Source organism: Pauljensenia hongkongensis (assembly GCF_001746855.1).
Taxonomy (GTDB): domain Bacteria; phylum Actinomycetota; class Actinomycetes; order Actinomycetales; family Actinomycetaceae; genus Pauljensenia; species Pauljensenia hongkongensis.
Window position 1 is genome coordinate 372,759 of sequence record NZ_CP017298.1, and the last position, 19,706, is coordinate 392,464.

The 19,706-nt window shown below is 71.5% G+C and carries 12 protein-coding genes and 2 pseudogenes; 7 read left to right on the forward strand and 7 right to left on the reverse strand.

Annotation, left to right across the window (positions count from 1 at the left end; genetic code table 11):
• Positions 1 to 393 (forward strand): annotated as a pseudogene (locus tag BH719_RS09780) (hypothetical protein); the annotation flags it as partial.
• A 333-nt stretch (positions 394 to 726) separates the two neighbouring features.
• Complete coding sequence (locus tag BH719_RS01585) at positions 727 to 4,374, forward strand: S8 family serine peptidase (protein ID WP_009400180.1); 3,648 nt, start codon at positions 727 to 729, stop codon at positions 4,372 to 4,374.
• Positions 4,375 to 4,530: 156 nt separating this feature from the next.
• Here BH719_RS01585 and BH719_RS01590 read toward each other — a convergent pair whose 3' ends face one another.
• The 3 genes from BH719_RS01590 to ileS form a co-directional block, all read right to left on the reverse strand.
• On the reverse strand, positions 4,531 to 5,331 hold the full coding sequence (locus BH719_RS01590; protein WP_009400181.1) for an ABC transporter permease: 801 nt from the start codon (positions 5,329 to 5,331) through the stop codon (positions 4,531 to 4,533).
• Between the two features lie 29 nt (positions 5,332 to 5,360).
• Positions 5,361 to 6,302 carry an ABC transporter ATP-binding protein gene (locus tag BH719_RS01595; protein WP_050790603.1) on the reverse strand — a complete coding sequence of 314 codons (942 nt, stop codon included), beginning with the start codon at positions 6,300 to 6,302 and terminating at the stop codon, positions 5,361 to 5,363.
• Positions 6,303 to 6,475: 173 nt separating this feature from the next.
• The gene (ileS, locus tag BH719_RS01600) at positions 6,476 to 9,745 is read right to left on the reverse strand and encodes an isoleucine--tRNA ligase (RefSeq protein ID WP_009400189.1); all 3,270 of its coding nucleotides are present in this window, start codon (positions 9,743 to 9,745) and stop codon (positions 6,476 to 6,478) included.
• Positions 9,746 to 10,010: 265 nt separating this feature from the next.
• On the opposite strand from ileS, the gene BH719_RS10280 reads away from it, so the two are divergent.
• The 5 genes and pseudogenes from BH719_RS10280 (at position 10,011) to BH719_RS01620 (ending at position 14,481) form a co-directional block, all read left to right on the forward strand.
• Positions 10,011 to 10,748: a permease gene (locus tag BH719_RS10280; RefSeq protein ID WP_009400191.1), complete on the forward strand. Its 738-nt coding sequence runs from the start codon at positions 10,011 to 10,013 to the stop codon at positions 10,746 to 10,748.
• Positions 10,745 to 10,999, forward strand: coding sequence for a permease (locus BH719_RS10285; RefSeq protein WP_281198281.1), 255 nt, complete (start codon positions 10,745 to 10,747; stop codon positions 10,997 to 10,999). Before BH719_RS10280 ends, BH719_RS10285 begins: the two co-directional genes overlap by 4 nt.
• Complete coding sequence (locus tag BH719_RS01610) at positions 10,996 to 12,006, forward strand: TIGR03943 family putative permease subunit (RefSeq protein WP_050790604.1); 1,011 nt, start codon at positions 10,996 to 10,998, stop codon at positions 12,004 to 12,006. The genes BH719_RS10285 and BH719_RS01610 overlap by 4 nt, the downstream gene beginning before the upstream one ends.
• Before the next feature lie 70 nt (positions 12,007 to 12,076).
• Positions 12,077 to 13,192, forward strand: a pseudogene (locus BH719_RS01615) (sulfatase/phosphatase domain-containing protein); the annotation flags it as partial.
• Between the two features lie 8 nt (positions 13,193 to 13,200).
• A complete protein-coding gene (locus tag BH719_RS01620; protein ID WP_009400196.1) occupies positions 13,201 to 14,481 on the forward strand; it encodes an anaerobic sulfatase maturase in 1,281 nt (426 codons plus the stop codon).
• Between the two features lie 104 nt (positions 14,482 to 14,585).
• Here BH719_RS01620 and BH719_RS01625 read toward each other — a convergent pair whose 3' ends face one another.
• From BH719_RS01625 to glpA, 4 genes are all read right to left on the reverse strand, one after another.
• Positions 14,586 to 15,347: an SDR family NAD(P)-dependent oxidoreductase gene (locus BH719_RS01625; protein WP_009400197.1), complete on the reverse strand. Its 762-nt coding sequence runs from the start codon at positions 15,345 to 15,347 to the stop codon at positions 14,586 to 14,588.
• Between the two features lie 74 nt (positions 15,348 to 15,421).
• A complete protein-coding gene (locus BH719_RS01630) occupies positions 15,422 to 16,714 on the reverse strand; it encodes an anaerobic glycerol-3-phosphate dehydrogenase subunit C (protein WP_009400198.1) in 1,293 nt (430 codons plus the stop codon).
• A gap of 29 nt (positions 16,715 to 16,743) precedes the next feature.
• Complete coding sequence (gene glpB / locus BH719_RS01635) at positions 16,744 to 17,994, reverse strand: glycerol-3-phosphate dehydrogenase subunit GlpB (protein WP_009400199.1); 1,251 nt, start codon at positions 17,992 to 17,994, stop codon at positions 16,744 to 16,746.
• Entirely contained in the window at positions 17,991 to 19,577 is a 1,587-nt protein-coding gene (gene glpA / locus BH719_RS01640; RefSeq protein WP_009400200.1) for an anaerobic glycerol-3-phosphate dehydrogenase subunit GlpA, read from the reverse strand. Before glpA ends, glpB begins: the two co-directional genes overlap by 4 nt.
• Positions 19,578 to 19,706: the final 129 nt, after the last annotated feature.

The following is a 19,706-nucleotide window of genomic DNA, read 5'->3' on the forward strand; positions in this document are numbered from 1 at the left end:
CAGCCCGGCCACTTCCAACGCTTCACCTACATCGAGAAGGCAACATTCGAGATCACGGTCCGATGGGACGGGAACAGATGGCTGATCAGTGAAGTCGTCCCCACCCCCACCACGCCCCGTCCCGACTGGCTGCCACCGGTAGCGCAGACTCCTGCGCCAACGAGCCAGCCGCCGACGACCACACCACCCTCCCAGCCCCCGGCTCCCACTCCCCCAGCGCCACAAGCCCCCGACGGCACCCCCTCGAACGGGAACGCACCGTCGCAGAGCACCGGCCCCGACACGACCGCACCGGGGACGACCGGCAGCCCCTCAACGGACCGCAGCGCCGACGAGGAAGAACCAACCGGCGCTCCCGAGCCAACCAACCCCGCCGACGCCTACGCCCGCTGAGTCGAACCGCCCACAGGAGCGGTACACGGCAGCGGAGACGAGGCGGCTTCCGCCAGCGGCCACCCGCGGACCGGGTCGGCCAGCACCCGCAGGATCCGCCAGCGGCCACCCGCGGACCGACTCGGCCAGCACCCGCAGGATCCACCAGCGGCCACCCGCGGACCGGCCAACGACCGCCACTGGGGCAACCGCGAACTCCCGCAGGGCCAGCCAGCGCCCATCGTCCAAACGGTCAACATTGGCATTCGCTGGCACTACACTTGGTCCAGTGCTCACGGCCGCCCCGTCGGCGGCATCCCGGTGATCCCACGGGTCGATAGTCAAGGAGAAGTCATGCCCACGCGGAGAACGAACGCCCTCGCGGCCCTCCTCGCCTCCTCTTCGCTGCTCCTCGCCTCCGCGGTGGCGCTGCCCGCGCAGTCGTTCCCACCTCCTGGAGGGGACGACCAGGGGCAGGGGTCTCCAGCCACGAGCCAAGCGGCCGCCGACATCGCGCTGACCTCGAAGGCCGACTACGAGAACGGGACAGGCCCCGGGCCCGCCGACGAGGCCCACCCGGACGCCTCCCAGTCGGGCGCCTCCCAGCCGGATGCCCCTCAGTCGGACGCCTCCCAGCCGGACGGCGCTGAGGGGCACGCGCCGGAAGAGGGCGTGCGCATCATCGTCCAGTTCGCGGATGGGGCCTCGGAGTCGGACTGCGACGAGCTGGTCGATCGGATCGGCGAGGCCGTCGCCGCGTCCGTGCCCGCGGCGGCGGGCGGCCCGGCGATCACCCGGGCGCGCGACTACCGCAACGTGTTCACCGGGGTCGCGATCGACGCTCCAGCGGCTGCCCTCCCCGTGGTCCAGGGCGTTGACGGCGTGAAGTCCGCGTTCATCGAACGCGAGGGCCACATCGAAGGCGACGAGTCCGAACAGCCCGGCGGGCCCTCCGGGAACGGCGGCCCGGCGCACGAGGCGGGCGCCGACGGCTCCGGCTCCGCGAGCGCGGCCCACTCGCCTTCCCCCGCCCACTCGCCTTCCCCTGCGGGCACCCCGACCTCGGGCGATGCGGCTTCCAACGGGGACGGCGCTCCGTCCGGCGCCCCGGCCAGCGGCGCCGCGCCCTCCCCGGCTGCCACGCCGTCCCAGGACGCGGCGGCAGGCTCGGGGAACGTGGAGGGCGGAGCGGATTCCCTGGCCGCAGAGGGGATCGACCCGTCGAACCGGTCGGCGCACCTGATGATGCGGATGGACCACGTCTCCCACAAGGGCGAGGGCAGGGTCATCGCGTTCCTCGACACTGGGCTCGAGGTCGCCCACCCCGCGTTCTCCGGCGCGGTCGACGCCTCGAAGACGGCCCTGAAACGGGCGGATGTCGAGCAGGCCCTCCCCCGCCTCGGCGAGGGCAAGGACGGGCACTACGTCAACGACAAGATCCCCTTCGCCTACGACTACGCCGATGATGACGCGGACGTGGCGCCCTCCTCGGGCCCCGGGGGCTTCCACGGAACGCACGTGGCGGGGATCGCGGCCGCGAACGCCGACAGGATCCGGGGCACCGCGCCCGGCGCGCAGATCATCGTCGCGAAGGTGGCGCGCAGTGGGAACGGCTCGCTGCCGGACTCGGCCGTGCTGGCGGCGCTCGACGACATGGCGGTTCTGCGGCCCGATGTCGTCAACCTGTCCATCGGCTGGTCGGCGGGCATGGACAACGCCGCTGATTCCCTCTACTCGACGGTCTACGCGAGCCTGCAGGGGGCGGGAGTCACCGTGAACGCGGCCGCGGGCAACTCGTACTCGGCGGGGCGCGGCAACAGGTCGGGCAAGAACCTGCCCTACGCCTCGGACCCCGACTCGTCGGTCATGGACGAGCCCGCGACCTACTCCTCCGCGGTCGCGGTGGCGTCGGTGGACAACGCCCCGGCGAACGGCGCGTACAGGGCGAGCGACTTCTCCGCGTGGGGGGTGCGCCCGGATCTGCGCCTCAAACCGGAGATCGCCTCCCCCGGTGGCGGGGTCGTCTCAGCGGTCCCCGGCGGCGCCTACGACCAGGCATCGGGCACGTCGATGGCGACTCCGCAGATGGCGGGCATCTCCGCGATCGTCCTCGAGAGGGTGAGCACGGATCCGCTTTTCTCCGGCATGAGCGCGGCGGAGCGGACGGGGGTCGCCCAGAGCCTCATCATGGGGACGGCGCACCCGCTGGTGGACGCCGACCAGGGGACCGGGGCGTTCTACTCGCCGCGCAAGCAGGGCGCGGGCCTGGTAGACGCCCTGGCGGCGACGACCTCCCCCGTGTACCCGACCGTGGACGGCGCGGCCGAGCCCTCGCGGCCGAAGGCGGACCTCGGTGACGGCACGGCGGGCTGGTCCTTCACCATCACCGTGCACAACCTGTCCGATTCTGCGAAGTCCTACGCCCTGTCCTCGCAGGCGCTGTCGGAGGCGATAGAAGGCGGGTTCTTCACGCTGCACAGCACGGACTGGCGCGGCAAGGGCGTCTCGGTGTCGTACTCGGGGGCGGCTGTGGCCGGGAGCGGGGAGGGCGCGGCGCTCACCGTCCCCGCCTCCGGGCGGGCGTCCGTGACGGTGTCCGTCGCCCCGGGCGCCGCCTTCGCCTCCTACGCCAACGCGAACGCCCCGAAGGGCACGTTCATTGACGGTTTCGTGCGGCTCGCCGCTCAGAACGGGTCCGGCGCCGACCTGTCGGTGCCCTACCTGGGGTTCTACGGGTCGTGGGGGGCCGCCGACGTCTTCGACGCGAAGGCGAGCGACGCCGCCGTCTCTCCCGCGCACATCTACCCCTCCGCTTTCGTCGATTCGCGGACGGGCCGGCCCCTGGGGGCGAACCCCTTGGCGCCGCGGAACACGGAGACGGTCCCGGATCCGGGGCGGTACGTCGTCTCCCGCGCCGCCTCCTCCCTGGCGACGCGCCGCGCCGAGCCGCGCACCGGCCTGCTGCGCAGCGTGCACACCCTGACCTCGACGTACGCGAACGAGGCGGGGGCCACCGTCCGAGAGTACACGAACTACCAGAACTACAAGTCGGTGCGCAACGCGAATGGGACCGTCTCGCGCGCCGAGTCCTACCACCTGGCGCCGGTGTTCGACTCCGAGGACCAGGTGGGGGCCGGCCTGCCCGACGGGAAGTACACGCTGACGATCGCCGCCACGACCTCCGGCCCCTCCCCCACTCGGCACGCGATCTCCTACGACTTCGCGCTGGACACCACGGCCCCGCGCGTCACGGTCAAGGGCGTGATCGGCGAGGGCGCAGGGGCGAAGGTCGCCTTCGACGTCACGGACGCCTCGCCCCTGGCCGCCTTCGACTTCCACGACCCGTCCAATGGGACGTGGTACTACCGCGAGTTGGTCAACGACGACGGGACAGTGAACCCCGACGGCTCCCACACCTACCATTTCGAGGTGTCGGCCTCGGCGCTGCAGGCCGCGTGGGAGGCGCAGCGCGGAAAGGGCGCCGCCCCGTCCCAGCCCTACGTGCTCGCGTGGGATTGGGGGGTGAACCCCTCCGACAAGGCGGTCGTGCGCTTCCCGGGCACCACTTCGGGCGCTTGGACGCACGACTCCCACGGGTGGTGGTACCGGCTCCCCGACGGCTCCTGGCCGTCGTCGACCTCGATGGTCATCGACGGCGAGACCTACCGTTTCGACGCCTCGGGCTACATGCGCACCGGATGGGTGGGCGAGGCCGGCTCGTGGTACTACCACCTGCCCTCGGGGGCGATGGCGAAGGGGTGGGCGCACGACTCGGGCTCGTGGTACTACCTATCCCCCGGCACGGGAGCGATGACGACCGGCTGGCTCAAGCAGGGCAGCACCTGGTACTACCTCACGGCCTCGGGAGCGATGGCCACCGGCTGGCTCAAGGTCGGGGGCACCTGGTACTACCTCGCGCCCTCCGGCGCCATGGCCACCGGCTGGACCAACATCGACGGCACCTGGTACTACTTCTCCTCCTCCGGGGCGTGGACCGGCTGACGGCGGTTCTCTCCTCTGGGGGCGCGGGCCGGGCCGCGCCCCCGTGCCGGGAGGGCAGGCGCGGGCGCCGGGATCGCTGTGGTCCCGGCGCCCGTCCTCGGCTCCGCCAGCGGCTGCTCCGCGGCGCCCCCTGTCCGCGGTCCCGCGGCGGCCCGCCTAGCGGTTCGTGTCGCGGCGCTGCCCCCACACCGCTATGCCCACGAACAGCACGGTCCACACGACGAAGTTCACCGGATCCGCCCAGTGGAAGGAGTCGAGCCCCTGGAGGGGGACCTGCACCATGTTCGTGATGCCGTACAGGGGCGTGAACGGGGCGATGGCCGAGAACACGGGCCCCATCATGCTCAGGGGCATGAACATGCCCGCGCACACGGCGCTGAGCAGGATGACCGCGCTGGACGCCGCGTAGGCGCCGTCGGAGCGGACTGTGAAGGCGACAGCCAGTCCGATCGCGGCCGCCAGGATGGAGGCGGGGAGCATGATAACCGGTGTGAGCGCCCACGCCGAGGCCTCCATCTGCGCCCCCGTGAAGGCCCCTACGGCGTAGACGATGGCCACGACGATGGCTCCGGCTCCCACGGCCGCGATGAGGCGCGCCAGGATGTTGGCCGCCGAGCGCATGGGGGTCAGGGCGAAGAGGCGGGAGATCCCCATGGTGCGGTCCAGCGCCGCGTTGGCGCCCATGGACGAGGCGACCAAGACGACGCCGTAGGTCGTCATGTTCGCCAGGACGGAGGCGGCGGCGTTGCCGTGGACGCCCCAGTTCTGGGCGTAGCTCTGGCCGGATCCGAAGATCAGGTACATGAGGATCGGCAGGATCAGGGAGAAGCTGATGGTGATCGGGTTGGTGATGAACTTCCAGAAGGTGAACCAGGTGAGGACCCCGAATCCTTTGAACCCCGAGGACGGGGCGCGGCGGGAGATCGCTTCGTCTGTGAATGCTGTGGAGGACGACATGGTGATTCCTTAAAGTGCTGGCGGCTCGGTCACGCGGTGAGCGAGGTGAAGACGTCCTCCAGCGAGGACGCGGTGATCTCGAGGCCGTGCGCCTCTGGGTGGGACAGCAGGATTCGGGCCGCGGGATCGGTGTCGTCGCCGTCGACGACGATCCGCCCCCCTTCAGTCGAGATCTTCCACGCCCCCGCCTCGGGGGCGGCGCGGAGCTGTTCGACGAGGCGGGGGCCGGCCCCACGATCCACGTCGACGGTGAGGTGGAAACTGCGGTTCATCCGGCGCAGCTCGTCGGTGGGGGCGTCCTTGATGACGGAGCCGTCTTTGATGATGACGGTGCGCTCGGCGAAGTCCTGCGCCTCGGTGAGGTAGTGGGTGGCGAAGACGATGGTCCTGCCGCGTTCGGCCTGGGTGCGCATGACGTCCCAGAACTCGCGCCGGGCGGTGGCGTCCATGCCCGCGGTGGGCTCGTCGAGGATCAGCAGGTGGGGGTCGGGCAGGAGGGCCAGTGCGAGGCGCACGTGCTGCTGCTCGCCGCCGGAGAGCTTGCGGATGACCCGCCCGCTCATGTGGGCCAGCTGCGTCTCCTCGAGGATGGTCCCGTAGTCGACGTGCGCGTCGTGGGTGGAGCCGAAGAGGCGGAGGGCCTCGGCCACGGTGTAGTCGACGGGAAGGGAGCCCGTCTGGAGGACGACGCCGACCAGGGAGCGCCGTATCGCGTCGCGCGGCGCCAGGCCGAACACGCGGGCGCTGCCCGAGGTCGGGGCCTGCAGGCCGAGGATGATGTCGATCAGGGTGGACTTCCCGGCGCCGTTCTTGCCGAGCAGCGCCATGATCTGGCCCCTGGGGATGTCCAGGCTGAGGGCGTTGAGGGCGCGGACCTTCCCGTAGTCTTTCGTCACCTCCTCCACTGAGACCGCTCGTGCGCGCCTCTTCGCGCGCGGTGGGTGTACTGCGGTGGCGTGTTCTGTGCTCATGGCCCTCAAGTATTAACCGCACCACACCGATGTGACAGTGGCAACTAACCCGGAGGGAGCTGTGCCATATGTCATGGTTACTCTGTCACAACCACCGGGCCCCGGGAGGAGATCCTCCCGGGGCCCAGCGCGTGCGGGCGGTGGGTCCCCGGCCCGGACGCCCTCGGCAGCGGTCAGTGCTTCGCGACGCCCACCGCGAGCTTGTCGCCGGCCTCGACCGCCACCGACAGGGCGAGGGTCTCGGCGGCGATCATGTCGCGCCAGGCCTCCACGTCGGCCACACGGGCAGCGGGCACGCTCAGCATCAGGTCGATGCGGTCGGCGATGTGCAGGCCCGCGTTCTTGCGCTCCTCCTGGACGGCGCGCACGACATCGCGGGCGTAGCCCTCGGCCTCCAGCTCGGGGGTGAGCTCGGTGTCCAGGACCACGAACGTGCCCGAGGGGAGCACGTCGGCGACCTGGCCCTCGGCCGCGTCCACCGAGGTGGACACCGAGAACATGCCGTCGGTCAGCACGAGGGGGGAGCCGTCGACCAGCACGGAGGGGAAGCGGCACGACCCGTCGTCCAGGATCTCCCAGTCGCCCGACTTCTGGGCCTTGAACAACTGGCTGGTGAGCTTGCGGAACGCGGGGTCGAAGGCCCGCGGGTTGAGGCCCAGCTCGGTGCGCACGCCCAACCCCGATTCCTCGGGGGCGGCGAAGACCACGGACTTCACGTTCACCTCGGAGGCGATCAGGTCCGCGAAGGGCTCCAAGTCCGCGTAGCCCTCGGACACGACCCGCAGGGATGCCAGCGGCTGGCGCACGCGCAGCTGGTGCGTCTTACGCAGCGCGTGGGCCGCCGACACGATGGAGCGGACCTCGTCCATGGCGGCCACGAGAGCGGGAGCGGCCACGGCCTCGTCGATGACGGGGAAGTCCTGCAGGTGGACGGACTCCCCGCCCGTCAGGCCGCGCCAGACCTCCTCGGCCAGCAGGGGCAGCAGCGGGGCCGCCACCTCCATGAGGACCACCAGCGCCGTGTACAGGGCGTCGAAGGCGGCGCCGTCCTCGTCCCAGAAGCGCTGGCGCTGGGTGCGCACGTACCAGTTCGTCAGCACGTCCAGGTGGTCGCGCACCGCGTCGCAGGCGCCCGCGACGTCGTAGGCGTCCAGGCGGGCGCGCACGTCCTCGGCGAGGCCGCGCGTGTGGGCCAGCAGGTAGCGGTCCATCTGGGCCAGGCCCTCCACCGCCGGGGCGGACGACAGGTCGAGGCGGCGCGCCCGGTAGCCCGCGCCCTTGTCCGCGGCGCCCGCGTAGAGGGTGAAGAAGTAGTACGTGTTCCAGATGGGCAGCAGCACTTGGCGCACGGTGTCGCGGATCGCGGACTCCTTGACCATGAGGTTGCCGCCGCGCACCACGGGGCTGGACATGAGGAACCAGCGCATCGCGTCGGAGCCGTAGCGGTCGAACACCTGCGACACGTCAGGGTAGTTGCGCAGCGACTTGCTCATCTTCAAACCGTCGTCGCCCAGGACGATGCCGTGGGACACGCAGTTGCGGAACGCGGGCCGGTCGAAGAGCGCCGTGGCCAGGACGTGCAGCGTGTAGAACCAGCCGCGGGTCTGGCCGATGTACTCGACGATGAAGTCGCCCGGGTAGTGGGACTCGAACCACTCCTGGTTCTCGAAGGGGTAGTGCACCTGAGCGAAGGGCATCGACCCGGACTCGAACCAGCAGTCGAAGACATCGGGGATGCGGCGCATCGTCGACCTGCCCGTCGGATCGTCCGGGTTGGGACGGGTGAGCGAGTCGATGAAGGGGCGGTGGAAGTCCACCACCTCCACGCCGAAGTCGGCCTCCAGTTCGGCGATCGACCCGTACACGTCCGTGCGCGGGTACGCGGGGTCGTCGGACACCCACACGGGGATGGGCGCCCCCCAGAAGCGGTTGCGGGAGATCGACCAGTCGCGGGCCCCGGCCAGCCACTTGCCGAAGACGCCGTCCTTGATGTGCTCGGGGGTCCAGTTGATCTGCTGGTTGAGCTCCACCATGCGGTCGCGGATCGCGGTGACGCGCACGAACCACGAGGACACCGCCTTGTACATGAGGGGCTTGCGGCAGCGCCAGCAGTGCGGGTAGGAGTGGGTGTAGGACGCCTCGGCCACCAGGACGGCGCGCACACGCGGATCCCGGCGCGCGATGGGGCCCGACTGGTCGCGCAGGTCGGCCACGATGTGGCGGTTCGCGTCGAAGATGTGCATTCCCTGGTAGTCGGGGACCTCGGAGGTGAACACGCCGCCGTCGTCCACGGGCAGGACCATGCCGATGCCGTACTCCATGCACGTCCACATATCGTCCTCGCCGAAGGCGGGCGCCTGGTGGACCAGGCCGGTGCCGTCCGTGGTGGTCACGTAGTCGGCGGCCACGACCGTCCACGCGTTGGGGCCGGGCACCGCCCCCTCGGCGCGGTGCGCGCCGTCGTCGAAGTAGTCGTAGATCGGGTGGTAGCGCCGCCCCACCAGGTCGGAGCCCTTGAAGGACGCGAGGACACGGGGCGCCTCGCCGAGCTGTTTGGCGTGGGCGGCCAGCAGGTCCCGGGCGATGATGACGCGCTCGCCCGCCACCGGCGAGGCCGCGCCGGGGTCCGCCTCGACGACCACGTAGTCGATGCCGGGGCCGACGGCGACCGCGGAGTTCGAAGGCAGGGTCCACGGCGTCGTCGTCCACACGAGGGCGAGCTCGGGGCGCTCGGAGTCTGCCAGGAGGGGCTCAGTCAGGCGCAGGCCCACGGTGACCGTGTTGTCGGTGCGGTCCTGGTAGACCTCGTCGTCCATCCTCAGCTCGTGGTTGGACAGGGGGGTCCGGTCGTTCCAGCAGTACGGGAGCACGCGGTGGCCCTGGTAGGCCAGGCCCTTGTCGTAGAGCTGCTTGAACGCCCAGATCACGGACTCCGTGTAGGGCATGTCCAGGGTCTTGTAGTCGTGCTCGAAATCCACCCAGCGCGCCTGGCGGGTGACGTAGTCCTCCCACTCCTTCGTGTAGCGCAGGACGGAGGAGCGGCATGCCTCGTTGAAGGCGGCGATGCCGACGCCCCCCTCGCGGGTGATCTCGGTGACGTCGTCGATGCCGAGCTGGCGCTGGGCCTCGAGCTCGGCGGGCAGGCCGTGGGTGTCCCAGCCGAAACGGCGCTCCACGCGGTGGCCGAGCATCGTCTGGTAGCGCCCGACCACGTCCTTGACGTAGCCGGTGAGCAGGTGCCCGTAGTGCGGGAGGCCGTTGGCGAAGGGGGGGCCGTCGTAGAAGACGAACTCGTTGGAGCCGCCCTCGCGCCGGGCGATGGACTTGCGGAAGGTGTCGTCAGCGGCCCAGAAGGCCAGTGTCGCGCCCTCCATCGCGGGGAAGGACGGGCTTGGATCCACCTCGTCGTCCCGGTGGAGGGGGTAGAAGCCGTGCTTCGTCATGGCAGTCCTCGTGTTGCGCCGTGCGCAGGGACGAGGACCGGCGACGCCGGGACCCGCGGTACCACCCCGCTTGCCGCGCTGGCGCGGCCTCTTCGTTGGGGCTGTGTCGGGCCCTCCCGTCCGGTTCTACTGGGGGACGGGGGCGGCGCCCAGCGGATCCCTGTTCTTCCGGATGCTCCCCGGTGATGCCCCGCTGAGCGGGCCGGATCATAGCAACGCCGATTCTACCCACAGATTCGCGCCCGGTGCTGGGTATGCTGGTGGCGTGACCATCGAACGCGCCCGGCCCGCCGCCCTCGCGGCCTACTCCGCCGTCGCCGTCGTGGCCGGAGCGGTGGTCCTCGCCGGGGCCCTGGGCGGCCAGGGCGTGCGGATGTGGGCGATCGGCGTCGGCATCTTCTTCCAGGCCGCCCCCTTCCTGGCACTGGGCGTCCTCGTGTCGGAGGTCATCGAGGAGTTCGTGTCCCCCGAGCGCCTCGCCCACCTCTTCCCCCGCGGCCCGGCGTCGATCGCCACCGCCCTGGCAGCCGCGCTCGTCCTGCCGGTGTGCGACTGCTCGGCGGTGCCGGTCTTCCGCTCCCTGCTGCGCAAGGGCGTGCCCACGTCGGCGGCGGTCACCCTCATGCTGGCCTCCCCGTCGATCAACCCGATCGTCGTGTGGTCCACGTGGTACGCCTTCGGCTCGTGGCGGATCGTCGTCCTGCGGGCCCTGCTGGCCGTCGCCGTGACCGTGGTCGTCGGAGTCGTGATGGGCCGCGTCGGCGGGCCCGTCCTGGTGGAGGACGAGGCGGAGTGCGCCGCCGGGTGCGGGTGCCACCCGGGTGGGGGCGGGGCGGGCGCCGGCGGGCGGCTGGCGCTCGTGGCCTCCCACAGCGCCACGGGCTTCGGCCGCATCCTGCCCTACCTGCTGGTGGGCGTCGCCCTGTCGAGCGCGGCCCAGGTGCTCGTCTCCCCCACCCAGTCCCTCGACGGGCGCCCCCGCCCGTGGCGCTGGGCGCGATGATGGCCGCGGGGTTCGTGTTCTCCCTGTGCTCCTCCTCCGACGCCATCATCGCGCGCTCCCTGTCGGCGCTGGCGCCCGCGGGCGCGCTACTGGGGTTCATGGTGTACGGACCGATGATGGATGTGAAGAACGTGCTCCTGCTGTCCAGCTCCTTCGACAAGCGCTTCGTCGCGAAACTCTTCGTCGTCGTCACGGTGGCCAGCGGCGCCGCCGTGGGCGGCGCGTGGGCGCTGGGATTGGTGGCGCTGTGAGCGGCGAGGAGCAGGAGGGGCAGGACGGCCAGGACCGGGCGTTCCTGGCGATCGCGGGGGACTTCGAGGCGTCCCAGCGCCGCAGGGCGGCCCGCCGCGCCGAGGAGGAGGAGCGCCGGCCCCGGCTGGTCGCGTGGGCGGAGGCAGCGGTCCTGGTGGTCCTGGCGGCCTCCCTGGCCCTCGCCGTCGTCTCGGGGCGCTACCTCAAGGTGGTGCCCCCCAGGGCGGTGTGGGGCATCGGCTTCCTGGTCGTGTGCTGCCTGGTGTGGGCGTGGGCGAGGGCGCGCAGCGCCCGCAGGCGCGAGGCCCCGGCGCGCGAGCCCGGGGCGTGGGTCCGCGTCATCGGACTGTGGGCGGCGGCGGTGTGCATCGCGCTGCCCATCAACCCCACCCCCTCCCAGTTGCTCGGCTCGGGGGCGCCGCGCTCGCAGACCTCCGCCCACTCGCAGTTGGCCCCCGGCGGGGCTCCCCCCGCCGACGAGGCGGGCGCCGCTGCCGCGCAATCCGCAGGCCCGGACGGCGGCAGTCCGACCTCCTCCCCCACCGCCGGGACCGGATCCCACGCGCCCGCCCCCGCCTCCTCCGCGAGCGCCGCCGGGCGCGCTGGGACCGCCTCGTCGGGCCCGCCCTTGGACGTGACGACGCAGACCTTCTACTCGACGCTGCGCGAGTTGTCGGCCAACGGCGCCGCCTACGAGGGCCGGGAGATCACCGTCACCGGTTTCGTCGTGGCGCCGCAGACCGCCGCCTCGCAGCAGGGCCTGCCACGGCTGGCGGCCACCGATTCCTTCGCCCTGGCGCGCATGACGATCTGGTGCTGCGCCGCCGACGCCTACGCCCTGGGATTCGCGGTCGAGGCCCCGGCCGGCACGCAGGTGGAGCCCGACCAGTGGGTGCGGGTCCACGGGCGCCTCCACTCCCGCGGCGGCAAGGCGCTGGCGCTGGAGGCGGACAGCGTCGAGGCCGTGGACGCCCCCGACCAGGAGTTCGTCTTCGAGGAGCGGTAGCCGCCCCCTCAGGGGCGCCGAGCCGCCCGGCGGCCCTCCCCCGCCCACGCCCCCGTCATCGACCGGATGAGGCGCGGAGAACCCCGTCGCCAACGAGGAGTACACGGCGTGGCTGGACGAGCGAGGCCTTCCCCCTGCGCGCGCCCACGACCTGTGGCGCGGCAAACTGCCCGGCGGCCGGGACGGGCACATCCTCGCCGCGCGCCTCGACCAGCCCGAGGAGGCGACCTTCGAGCGCTTCCTCGCCGACCGCGCCATCACGAGGCTGCGCCAGTACGCGGCCGACTGGAAAGAGGCGCGCCGGCCGTTCTGCCTCGACGTGCACTTCTTCGGCTCGCACCTGCCCTACTTCCTGCCCGACGAGTGGTTCGACCTGATCGACCCGGCGGACGTCGAACTGCCGGAGAGCTTCGGTGACCCCCTGATCGGCAAGCCCCCCATCCAGCTCAACTACGCGACCTACTGATCCACGTCCTCGTTCACGAACGAGCAGTGGAAGAAGCTGATCGCCGTCTACTGGGGTTACGTGGCCATGATCGACTTCGAGATCGGCCGCATCATGGACGCGGCGCGCGAGCTGGGGGTCCTGGACGACACCGCCGTGTTCTTCTGCGCCGACCACGGCGAGTTCACAGGCGTCCACCGCCTCAACGACAAGGGCCCCATGATGTACGACGACATCTACAACATCCCGTTCATCGCCCGCATCCCCGGGGTGTCCGCGGTCGGCCGCTCGACGGCCTTCGTCTCCCTCATCGACCTGCCCGCCACGGTCCTCGACGTGGCGCGCCTGGACACCTCCCTGGTGGAGGACGGGCGCTCCATCGTGGACCTGACACGCGGCGGGGCGGTCGAGGGGTGGAGGCAGGACATCGTCTGCGAGTTCCACGGCCACCACTTCCCCCTCCAGCAGAGGATGCTGCGGACCCGGGACTTCAAGCTCGTCATCAACCCCGAGTCGGTCAACGAGCTCTACGACCTGCGCCGCGACCCGGCCGAGATGACCAACGTGTACGCCTCCCCCGTCTACGACGAGATCCGCCGGGAACTGGCCACGAACCTATACCGCCAGCTGCGCGAGCGCGGCGACCACTCCTTCGCCAAGTGGATGGCCGCCATGACCGACTTCGACATCCCCCTGGCCAACACTGCGCGCTTCGACCTCGACGGGGTCGGAGCCGAGTAAGCGCGCCCATGACCAGCCCCCTCCCCTTCTCCGTCGTCGTCAAACCCACCGGGGCGGCGTGCAACCTGGACTGCCAGTACTGCTTCTTCCTGTCCAAGGAGCTGCTCTACAGCGCCCGCTCCCAGATGATGGGCGAGGACACCCTGGAGGAGTACGTGCGCGCCCACCTGCGCGCCAGCCCCGACGGGGAGGTGGCCATGCTGTGGCAGGGCGGGGAGCCGGCCCTGCGGGGCCTGCCGTTCTTCCGCGCCGCCGTGGACGCGTGCGAGCGCCACCGCCGCCCCGCCCAGCGCGTGCGCCACTGCCTGCAGACCAACGGGACGCTGATCGACGACGAGTGGGCGCGCTTCCTCGCCGACAACGGCTTCCTGGTGGGCGTCTCCATCGACGGCCCCGCCCCACTGCACGACGCGTACCGCCTCAACCGCGGCGGGCGCGGCACCCACTCCATGGTGATGCGCGGCTGGGAGGCCCTCGAGCGCGCGGGAGCGGACGTGAACGTGCTGTGCGCCGTCCACGCGGCCAACCAGGACCACGGGGCCGAGGTCTACCGGTACTTCCGCGACGGGCTGGGGGCCCGTTTCCTGCAGTTCATCCCCATTGTCGAGCGGGTCCCCGCCGCGGCCCTCGCCCAGGCGGAGGCCGGGTGGCGCAGCGGGGGCGCCGCCCTGCTGTACCGCCAGGAAGGGGACCGGGTGACCTCGCGCTCCGCCTCCCCCGCCTCCTACGGGGCGTTCCTGTGCGAGGTCTTCGACCAGTGGCTGCCCCGCGACGTGGGCGGGGTCTTCGTCCAGGACTTCGACTCGGCGCTGTCCGCGCTCTTCGGCGCGCCCACCGTGTGCGCGCACGCCCCCCGGTGCGGGGCGAACATGGCGATGGAGTTCAACGGGGACGTGTACGCGTGCGACCACTGGGTGGAGCCGGACTGGCTGATCGGCAACATCGCCGACTCCTCCTTCGCGCAGCTGGCGTTTTCGCCGCGCATGCGGGAGTTCGCCGAGAAGAAGCCCGACCTGGACCCCGGCTGCCGCTCCTGCCCGCACCTGCCCCTGTGCTGGGGCGGGTGCCCCAAGGACCGTTTCGTCCCCACCGCCTCAGGCGCCCGGCGCAACTACCTGTGCGAGGGCTACCGCGCCTTCTACTCCCACGCCTCCCCCGCCTTGGCGGCCATGGCGCGCCTGCTGCGCTCGGGCCGGCCCGCCTCCGACATCATGGATCCGGGCACGGCCGCCCTGCTGGGCGCCGCACTGCCCGCCGTGGCGGACGACTCGTGCGCCCCTGCTCGTTGAAGCGCTTCCGGCCGGCCTCCCCACCGGCGCCTAGCGGTCCCCCGGTCCCCCACCGGTATCGCGCCCGTCCTCGAACGAGGCCCCCGCTGCCCACGCGAGGGCGGTCACCGCCGCTCCCCGTCCGCGCTGCGGGCGACCACCGTGTTCGTCGCCTGCGCCACGGGGCGCACGATCATCGAGTCGATGTTCACGTGGCGGGGGCGCTCCAGGGCCCACACGATCGCCTCGGCGACGTCGGCGGCCACCAGCGGCTCGGCGACGCCCGCGTACACGCGGTCCGCGGCCTCGCGGGAACCGAGCCGGTTGAGGGAGAACTCCTCGGTGCGCACCATGCCCGGGGCGATCTCGATGACGCGGACGGGCTCGCCCACCAGTTCCTGGCGCAGGGTGTTGGCGATGACGCGCTCGGCGTGCTTGGCGGCCACGTAGCCGCCGCCCCCCGGGTAGGTGTCGTGCGCGGCGGTCGAGGTGAGGAACACCAGGTCCCCTCCCCTCTTGCGCATCGCCGGCAGGAAGGCGCGCGTGCAGTGCAAGGCGGTGAGGACGTTGCGGTCGAACATGGCGCTCCACCTGCCCGCGTCCGCCTGCGCCACGTGGTCGACGCCGATGGCGCCGCCCGCGTTGTTGACCAGCGCGTCCACCGGCCCGCCCTCCAGGACGTGGGAGGCCATGCCCTCCACCTGCGCCTCGTCGGTGAGGTCGGCCGCCCAGTACTCGCAGCCGATCTGGTCGGCGAGGGCCTTGAGGCGCTCGCGGCGGCGGGCGACGGCGACGACCCCCCACCCGTGGTCCACCAGCAGGCGGACGGTGGCCTCCCCGATACCGGTGGAGGCCCCTGTGACGACGGCGCGGCGCGGAGTGCTCATGGCGCAAGTGTATCCCCGGGCGCCGCGGGCCGGAAGGCCCGCGGCGCCCGGGGACGAACACCCGAGTGCGCGCCTCAGCCGTTGGGCAAGCCGTAGGCCTTGTGGATCAGCCAGATCGGGTGGACGACGTTCGCGCCGGTCGCGGTGCGCAGCTGCCAGCGGCACGTCTCCGTGTCGCACGCCGCCAGTTCGGCGTTCACCTGCTTGATGAAGTCGAAGACGGGGGCGCCCACGGCCTGGGCGATGGCGTACTTCTCCTTCTTCATGCCGTAGGTGCCGGCGATGCCGCAGCACGGCTGCTGGGACTCGACGACCTTCACCCCGGGGATGAGGCCCATGACCTCCATGGCGGGCAGCCCCAGCCCCTGGGACTTGAGCTGGCAGGGCGCGTGGTAGGGGATGGTGATGTCGATGCGCTGGAAGTCCGTGTCCAGCTCCCCCCGGTCGTGCAGGTCCAGCAGGAACTCGCAGATGTCCCAGGTCCTGCTGCCCACGTCCTCCAGCTCGGGGGTGTCCATCTCCAGGATGTCGTGCGCCTCGTGGCGCAGCATCCCGGCGCACGAGCCGGAGGCGGAGACGATCGGGGCGTCCCGGTTCACCTTGCGCAGGTCGTCGGTCAGGCGCGACACGTACTTGCGGGCGTCCGAGTAGAGCCCGTTGGACTGCAGCGCCAAGCCGCAGCACCCGTGCTTGGGGACCAGCACCTCGTAGCCCAGGTGCTCCAGGACCAGGACGGAGTGGATGGAGGTCTCCACCTCGAAGTACTGGCCCGCGCACCCGTGGAAGAAGATGACCTGGCCGCGCTCGCCCGACGAGGGCAGGGGCTTGTGCTTCTTGAACCACCCCTCGAAGGTGCGCCCGTAGGCGCGGGGCATCGGGGCGGAGCGGTGGACGCCGATGACCTTCTCCATGACCATGCGGATCGGTTTGACGTCGAGCGCCCAGTTCGCGATGGGCGCCACCGGAGTCATCATCGTGCCGATCAGGGAGGTGCGCCCGATGAGGCGGTCCCGCACGGGGATCCCCACGGCCCTCTTCATGTCGGTGCGCCGGTGGTGGATGATCTCCGTGACCTTCACGCCCTGCGGGCACACCAGGGAGCAGGTGCCGCACGAGGAGCAGTAGTCGATGGACTTGTCGACGATCTGCCCCTTCTGGCGGAAGCGCTCGGCCTGCGGGCCGGAATACTTGGGCCCTCCGAACAGGTCGGTGACCCGCATGACGGGGCAGTTCGTCTCGCAGATCGTGCACTTCACGCACGCGTCGAGGCTGCCGCGCAGGCCCCCGACGGTGCCGTCGCCGAGGCTGATGACGTCCTCCTCCTCGACGCCCGCCGAGGACAGCCCCCCGTTGAAGGCGGGGAACATCCCGGCGATCCCTTTCGTCGTTGCCGCACTCATCGTAGTCCCTCCACAATCGTGTCCGCGGCGCGCACCGCGCTGGCGAGGGCGATGCCCTCCCCGCTCTTCTCCCTCCACCGGGTGGCGCCGGCCAGGTTGCCGCCGACCGCGTGGAGGTTGCTGTAAACGGCGCTCCCGTCGGGGCCGACGGGGCGCATCTGGTCGTCGACCGCGATCCCGGCCAGGAACAGGGGCTGGTCCTCGCCCCAGAAGTCGGCGTGCAGGAGCTGGCCCTGCGCGCCCATGACCGGCAGGCCGAAGACGGTCTCGGACACCTGGCCGTGGGAGTCGACGGCGAGGGCACCGGATTCGAAGCCCCCGGCCGCCAGGACGAAGGCGCCCGCCTCGATGGTGGTGGGCCTGCCCGCGGTGGAGATGTCGACGGAGACGATCCTGCCCGCCCGGCGCTTGAAGCCGGTGACCGCGGAGCCCATGATGAGGCGCCCCTCGTACTTGACGATCTCGCTGAGCGCGGTGTTCAGGCGCATGCCCGGCACCGACGGGGGCTGCACGGGGATCTCGAAGACCCCGTGCCCCAGGCGCTCGGCCAGGTCGGCGGCGGCGCCGGGGTCGGCCAGGCCCAGGACGGCCGGCAGTCCGACGGCCTCCCCGGCCGACAGGAGCGGTCCGATGGCGTCGGCGAGGCGCTGGCGGGCGTCCGCCTCGTCGAGGGCGCGCGCGTGGTTGGTGCCCGTGGAGTCCGCCTCCCCGGCCCGCACCTCGAAGTCGACGCTGATGGCGCGCGCCTGCAGGCGCTGGCCGTCGGGGCCCCTCTGGCGGGAGAGGTTCTCGGCCACCAGCGCCGGGTAGAAGTCCTTGAAGCGCTTCAGCCCGACGATCGCGTAGGAGGCGCCGGGGGCGGGCACGCCCGCCGCCATGGACGGCTGGTACAGGTTCGTGGGGCGCAGCGCCCCCACGCCCGTCGGTATGGCGACGTTGCGCGAGGCGTCCCCCACCAGCAAGGACGGGCCCGCGGTGTCGCGCAGCCAGTTGACGGCCTCCCCCACGAACCCGGGGGTGAAGTGGGAGTAGGGGTGGCTCTCGCGCGAGGCCACGTGGGGGCCTATCGCCTCCAGGGGGCGCTCGACGCGCTCCGGGGAGTAGCCGAGGACGTCGATGGTCCCCGTGCCCAGTTGCAGGCCGCCCACTCCCTTGGCGACCAGGGTCACCGAGGCGCCCGAGCGGGCGAGGCGGATGGCGGCGGCGAGCCCTGCGATGCCCGCCCCTATGACGACTGCGTCCCTCATCGCACGACCTCCTCGACCGGGACGGGCAGGTGCTCGACGTCGAGCGTGCCCTCGTGGATCCAGTTGTCCAGCGCCGCCTGGCGCACCTGTTTGCCGTAGAGGATGGGCCACAGGCCGATCCACCGGTTCTTCAGGAAGAGGCGCAGCAGCCCGTTGGCGCGCTCGGCGTCGATGTCGCCGCGCTCGTGGGCGATTCCGGCTGCCCGCTGGGAGCAGAACCCGCCCTGGCAGGGCCCCATGCCCAGGCGCATCTGGCGGCGCACGTCGTCGAGCTGGCTCTTGGGCAGGGTGTCCATGACCCTCTCGAGCATGGCGCGCGTGGCCATCTCGCACTCGCAGATGATCTGCTCGTGGGAGGGCCCGTCGTTGCGGGACTCGACGTTGTCGAGGCGGTGGCCGATGGTGTAGAGCCTGCCGTCCTCGGCGGGGGGAACGGCCTCGCCCGCGGTCTTGCAGGGCCGCTGCTCGCCCATCTCGGAGCACATGATGTCGACGACGCGCTCGGCCATGAGCCGGTAGGTGGTGAGCTTGCCGCCCGCGATGGTGAGCATCCCGTAGACGCCGTCGCGGCTGTGGTGGTCGATGACGCTCATGCCGCGCGCCATGTGGCGGGTGTCGGTGGCGGCGACGCGCGAGTCCTTGATGAGGGGGCGCGCCCCCGCCCACGCGTGCAGGGCGCGGGAGCGGCGGAAACCGGGGACCAGGGCCTCACCGGAGTCGAGCATCTGCTGGACCTCGTCGGCGGTGATGGCAAGGCGGTCGGGATCCTCGGCCTTGATGTCCGTGGTGCCGATGATGCACACCGTGTGGTCGGGCACCAGGATGTCCCCGTCCTCGGGCCACACGCAGCGGTTGAGGACGGTGCCAGTGAGCCGGTGGTTCATTGCGATCATGATGCCCGCGCCGGGCACCACGTCCACGCCGTGGCAGTCCCCCATGGCGGCGATCTGGCCGGCCCACGGCCCGCCGCAGTTGACGACGAAACCGCATTCGACGCGCAGGTCCTCCCCGCCCCTCTCGTCGTGGACGACGACGGCGCTGACGCGGTCGCCCTCGCGGTCGATGGAGACGACCCTGTGGTAGGTGAGGATCTTCGCGCCGTACGCCTCGGCGGAGCGGATGGCGCCCCAGACCATCTGCCAGCCGTCGACCGTGCCGTCCTCGACCTCGAAGGCCCGTTTGATGCGCGGGTCCAGGCGGGGCTCGCGCGCCAGCGCCTCCGAGACGGTGATCTCGCGGGCGGGCACTCTGGCCGCCGAGGCGCGTGCGAGGAACTGGTCGGCGTAGTCCTCCTCGTCCTGGGCCGTGGTGACGAAGAGGCCGCCCGTGGCCTCGACGGCGTTGGCGTTGATCCGTTTGACGATGGCGTTCTCCTCGGCGCACTCGGTGGCCGACTCGGGGTCGGAGGCGATGTAGCGCCCGCCCGAGTGCAGCAGGCCGTGGAAGCGGCCGGAGGTGCCCTGGGCGATGTCCGCCCGGTCCACCAGGACCGCCGAGAACCCGCGCATTGCGACATCGCGAACGACGCCCGCACCGGTGGAGCCGCCGCCGATGACGACGACGTCAGTGTGAATGGTCCTCACCGTTCGTTCCCTTCAGGTGTGAATACGAGGCACCGGCGCCTCGGTTTTGCCCACAATATTGCACCTCCAGGACCGTTTTGAACGAATCGTTCACCCACATTGCACAGATGTGCAGGTATTCCGGGGCCC

What these genes read in the sequence shown, in the direction of transcription:
- BH719_RS10285 (WP_281198281.1), top strand. Translation starts at nt 10,745, where the DNA reads ATGATGGCCGCGGGGTTCGTGTTCTCCCTGTGCTCCTCCTCCGACGCC.
- glpB (WP_009400199.1), bottom strand. Translation starts at nt 17,994, where the DNA reads ATGAGGGACGCAGTCGTCATAGGGGCGGGCATCGCAGGGCTCGCCGCC.
- BH719_RS01590 (WP_009400181.1), bottom strand. Translation starts at nt 5,331, where the DNA reads ATGTCGTCCTCCACAGCATTCACAGACGAAGCGATCTCCCGCCGCGCC.
- BH719_RS01595 (WP_050790603.1), bottom strand. Translation starts at nt 6,302, where the DNA reads ATGAGCACAGAACACGCCACCGCAGTACACCCACCGCGCGCGAAGAGG.
- ileS (WP_009400189.1), bottom strand. Translation starts at nt 9,745, where the DNA reads ATGACGAAGCACGGCTTCTACCCCCTCCACCGGGACGACGAGGTGGAT.
- BH719_RS01585 (WP_009400180.1), top strand. Translation starts at nt 727, where the DNA reads ATGCCCACGCGGAGAACGAACGCCCTCGCGGCCCTCCTCGCCTCCTCT.
- BH719_RS01630 (WP_009400198.1), bottom strand. Translation starts at nt 16,714, where the DNA reads ATGTTCCCCGCCTTCAACGGGGGGCTGTCCTCGGCGGGCGTCGAGGAG.
- BH719_RS01625 (WP_009400197.1), bottom strand. Translation starts at nt 15,347, where the DNA reads ATGAGCACTCCGCGCCGCGCCGTCGTCACAGGGGCCTCCACCGGTATC.
- BH719_RS01620 (WP_009400196.1), top strand. Translation starts at nt 13,201, where the DNA reads ATGACCAGCCCCCTCCCCTTCTCCGTCGTCGTCAAACCCACCGGGGCG.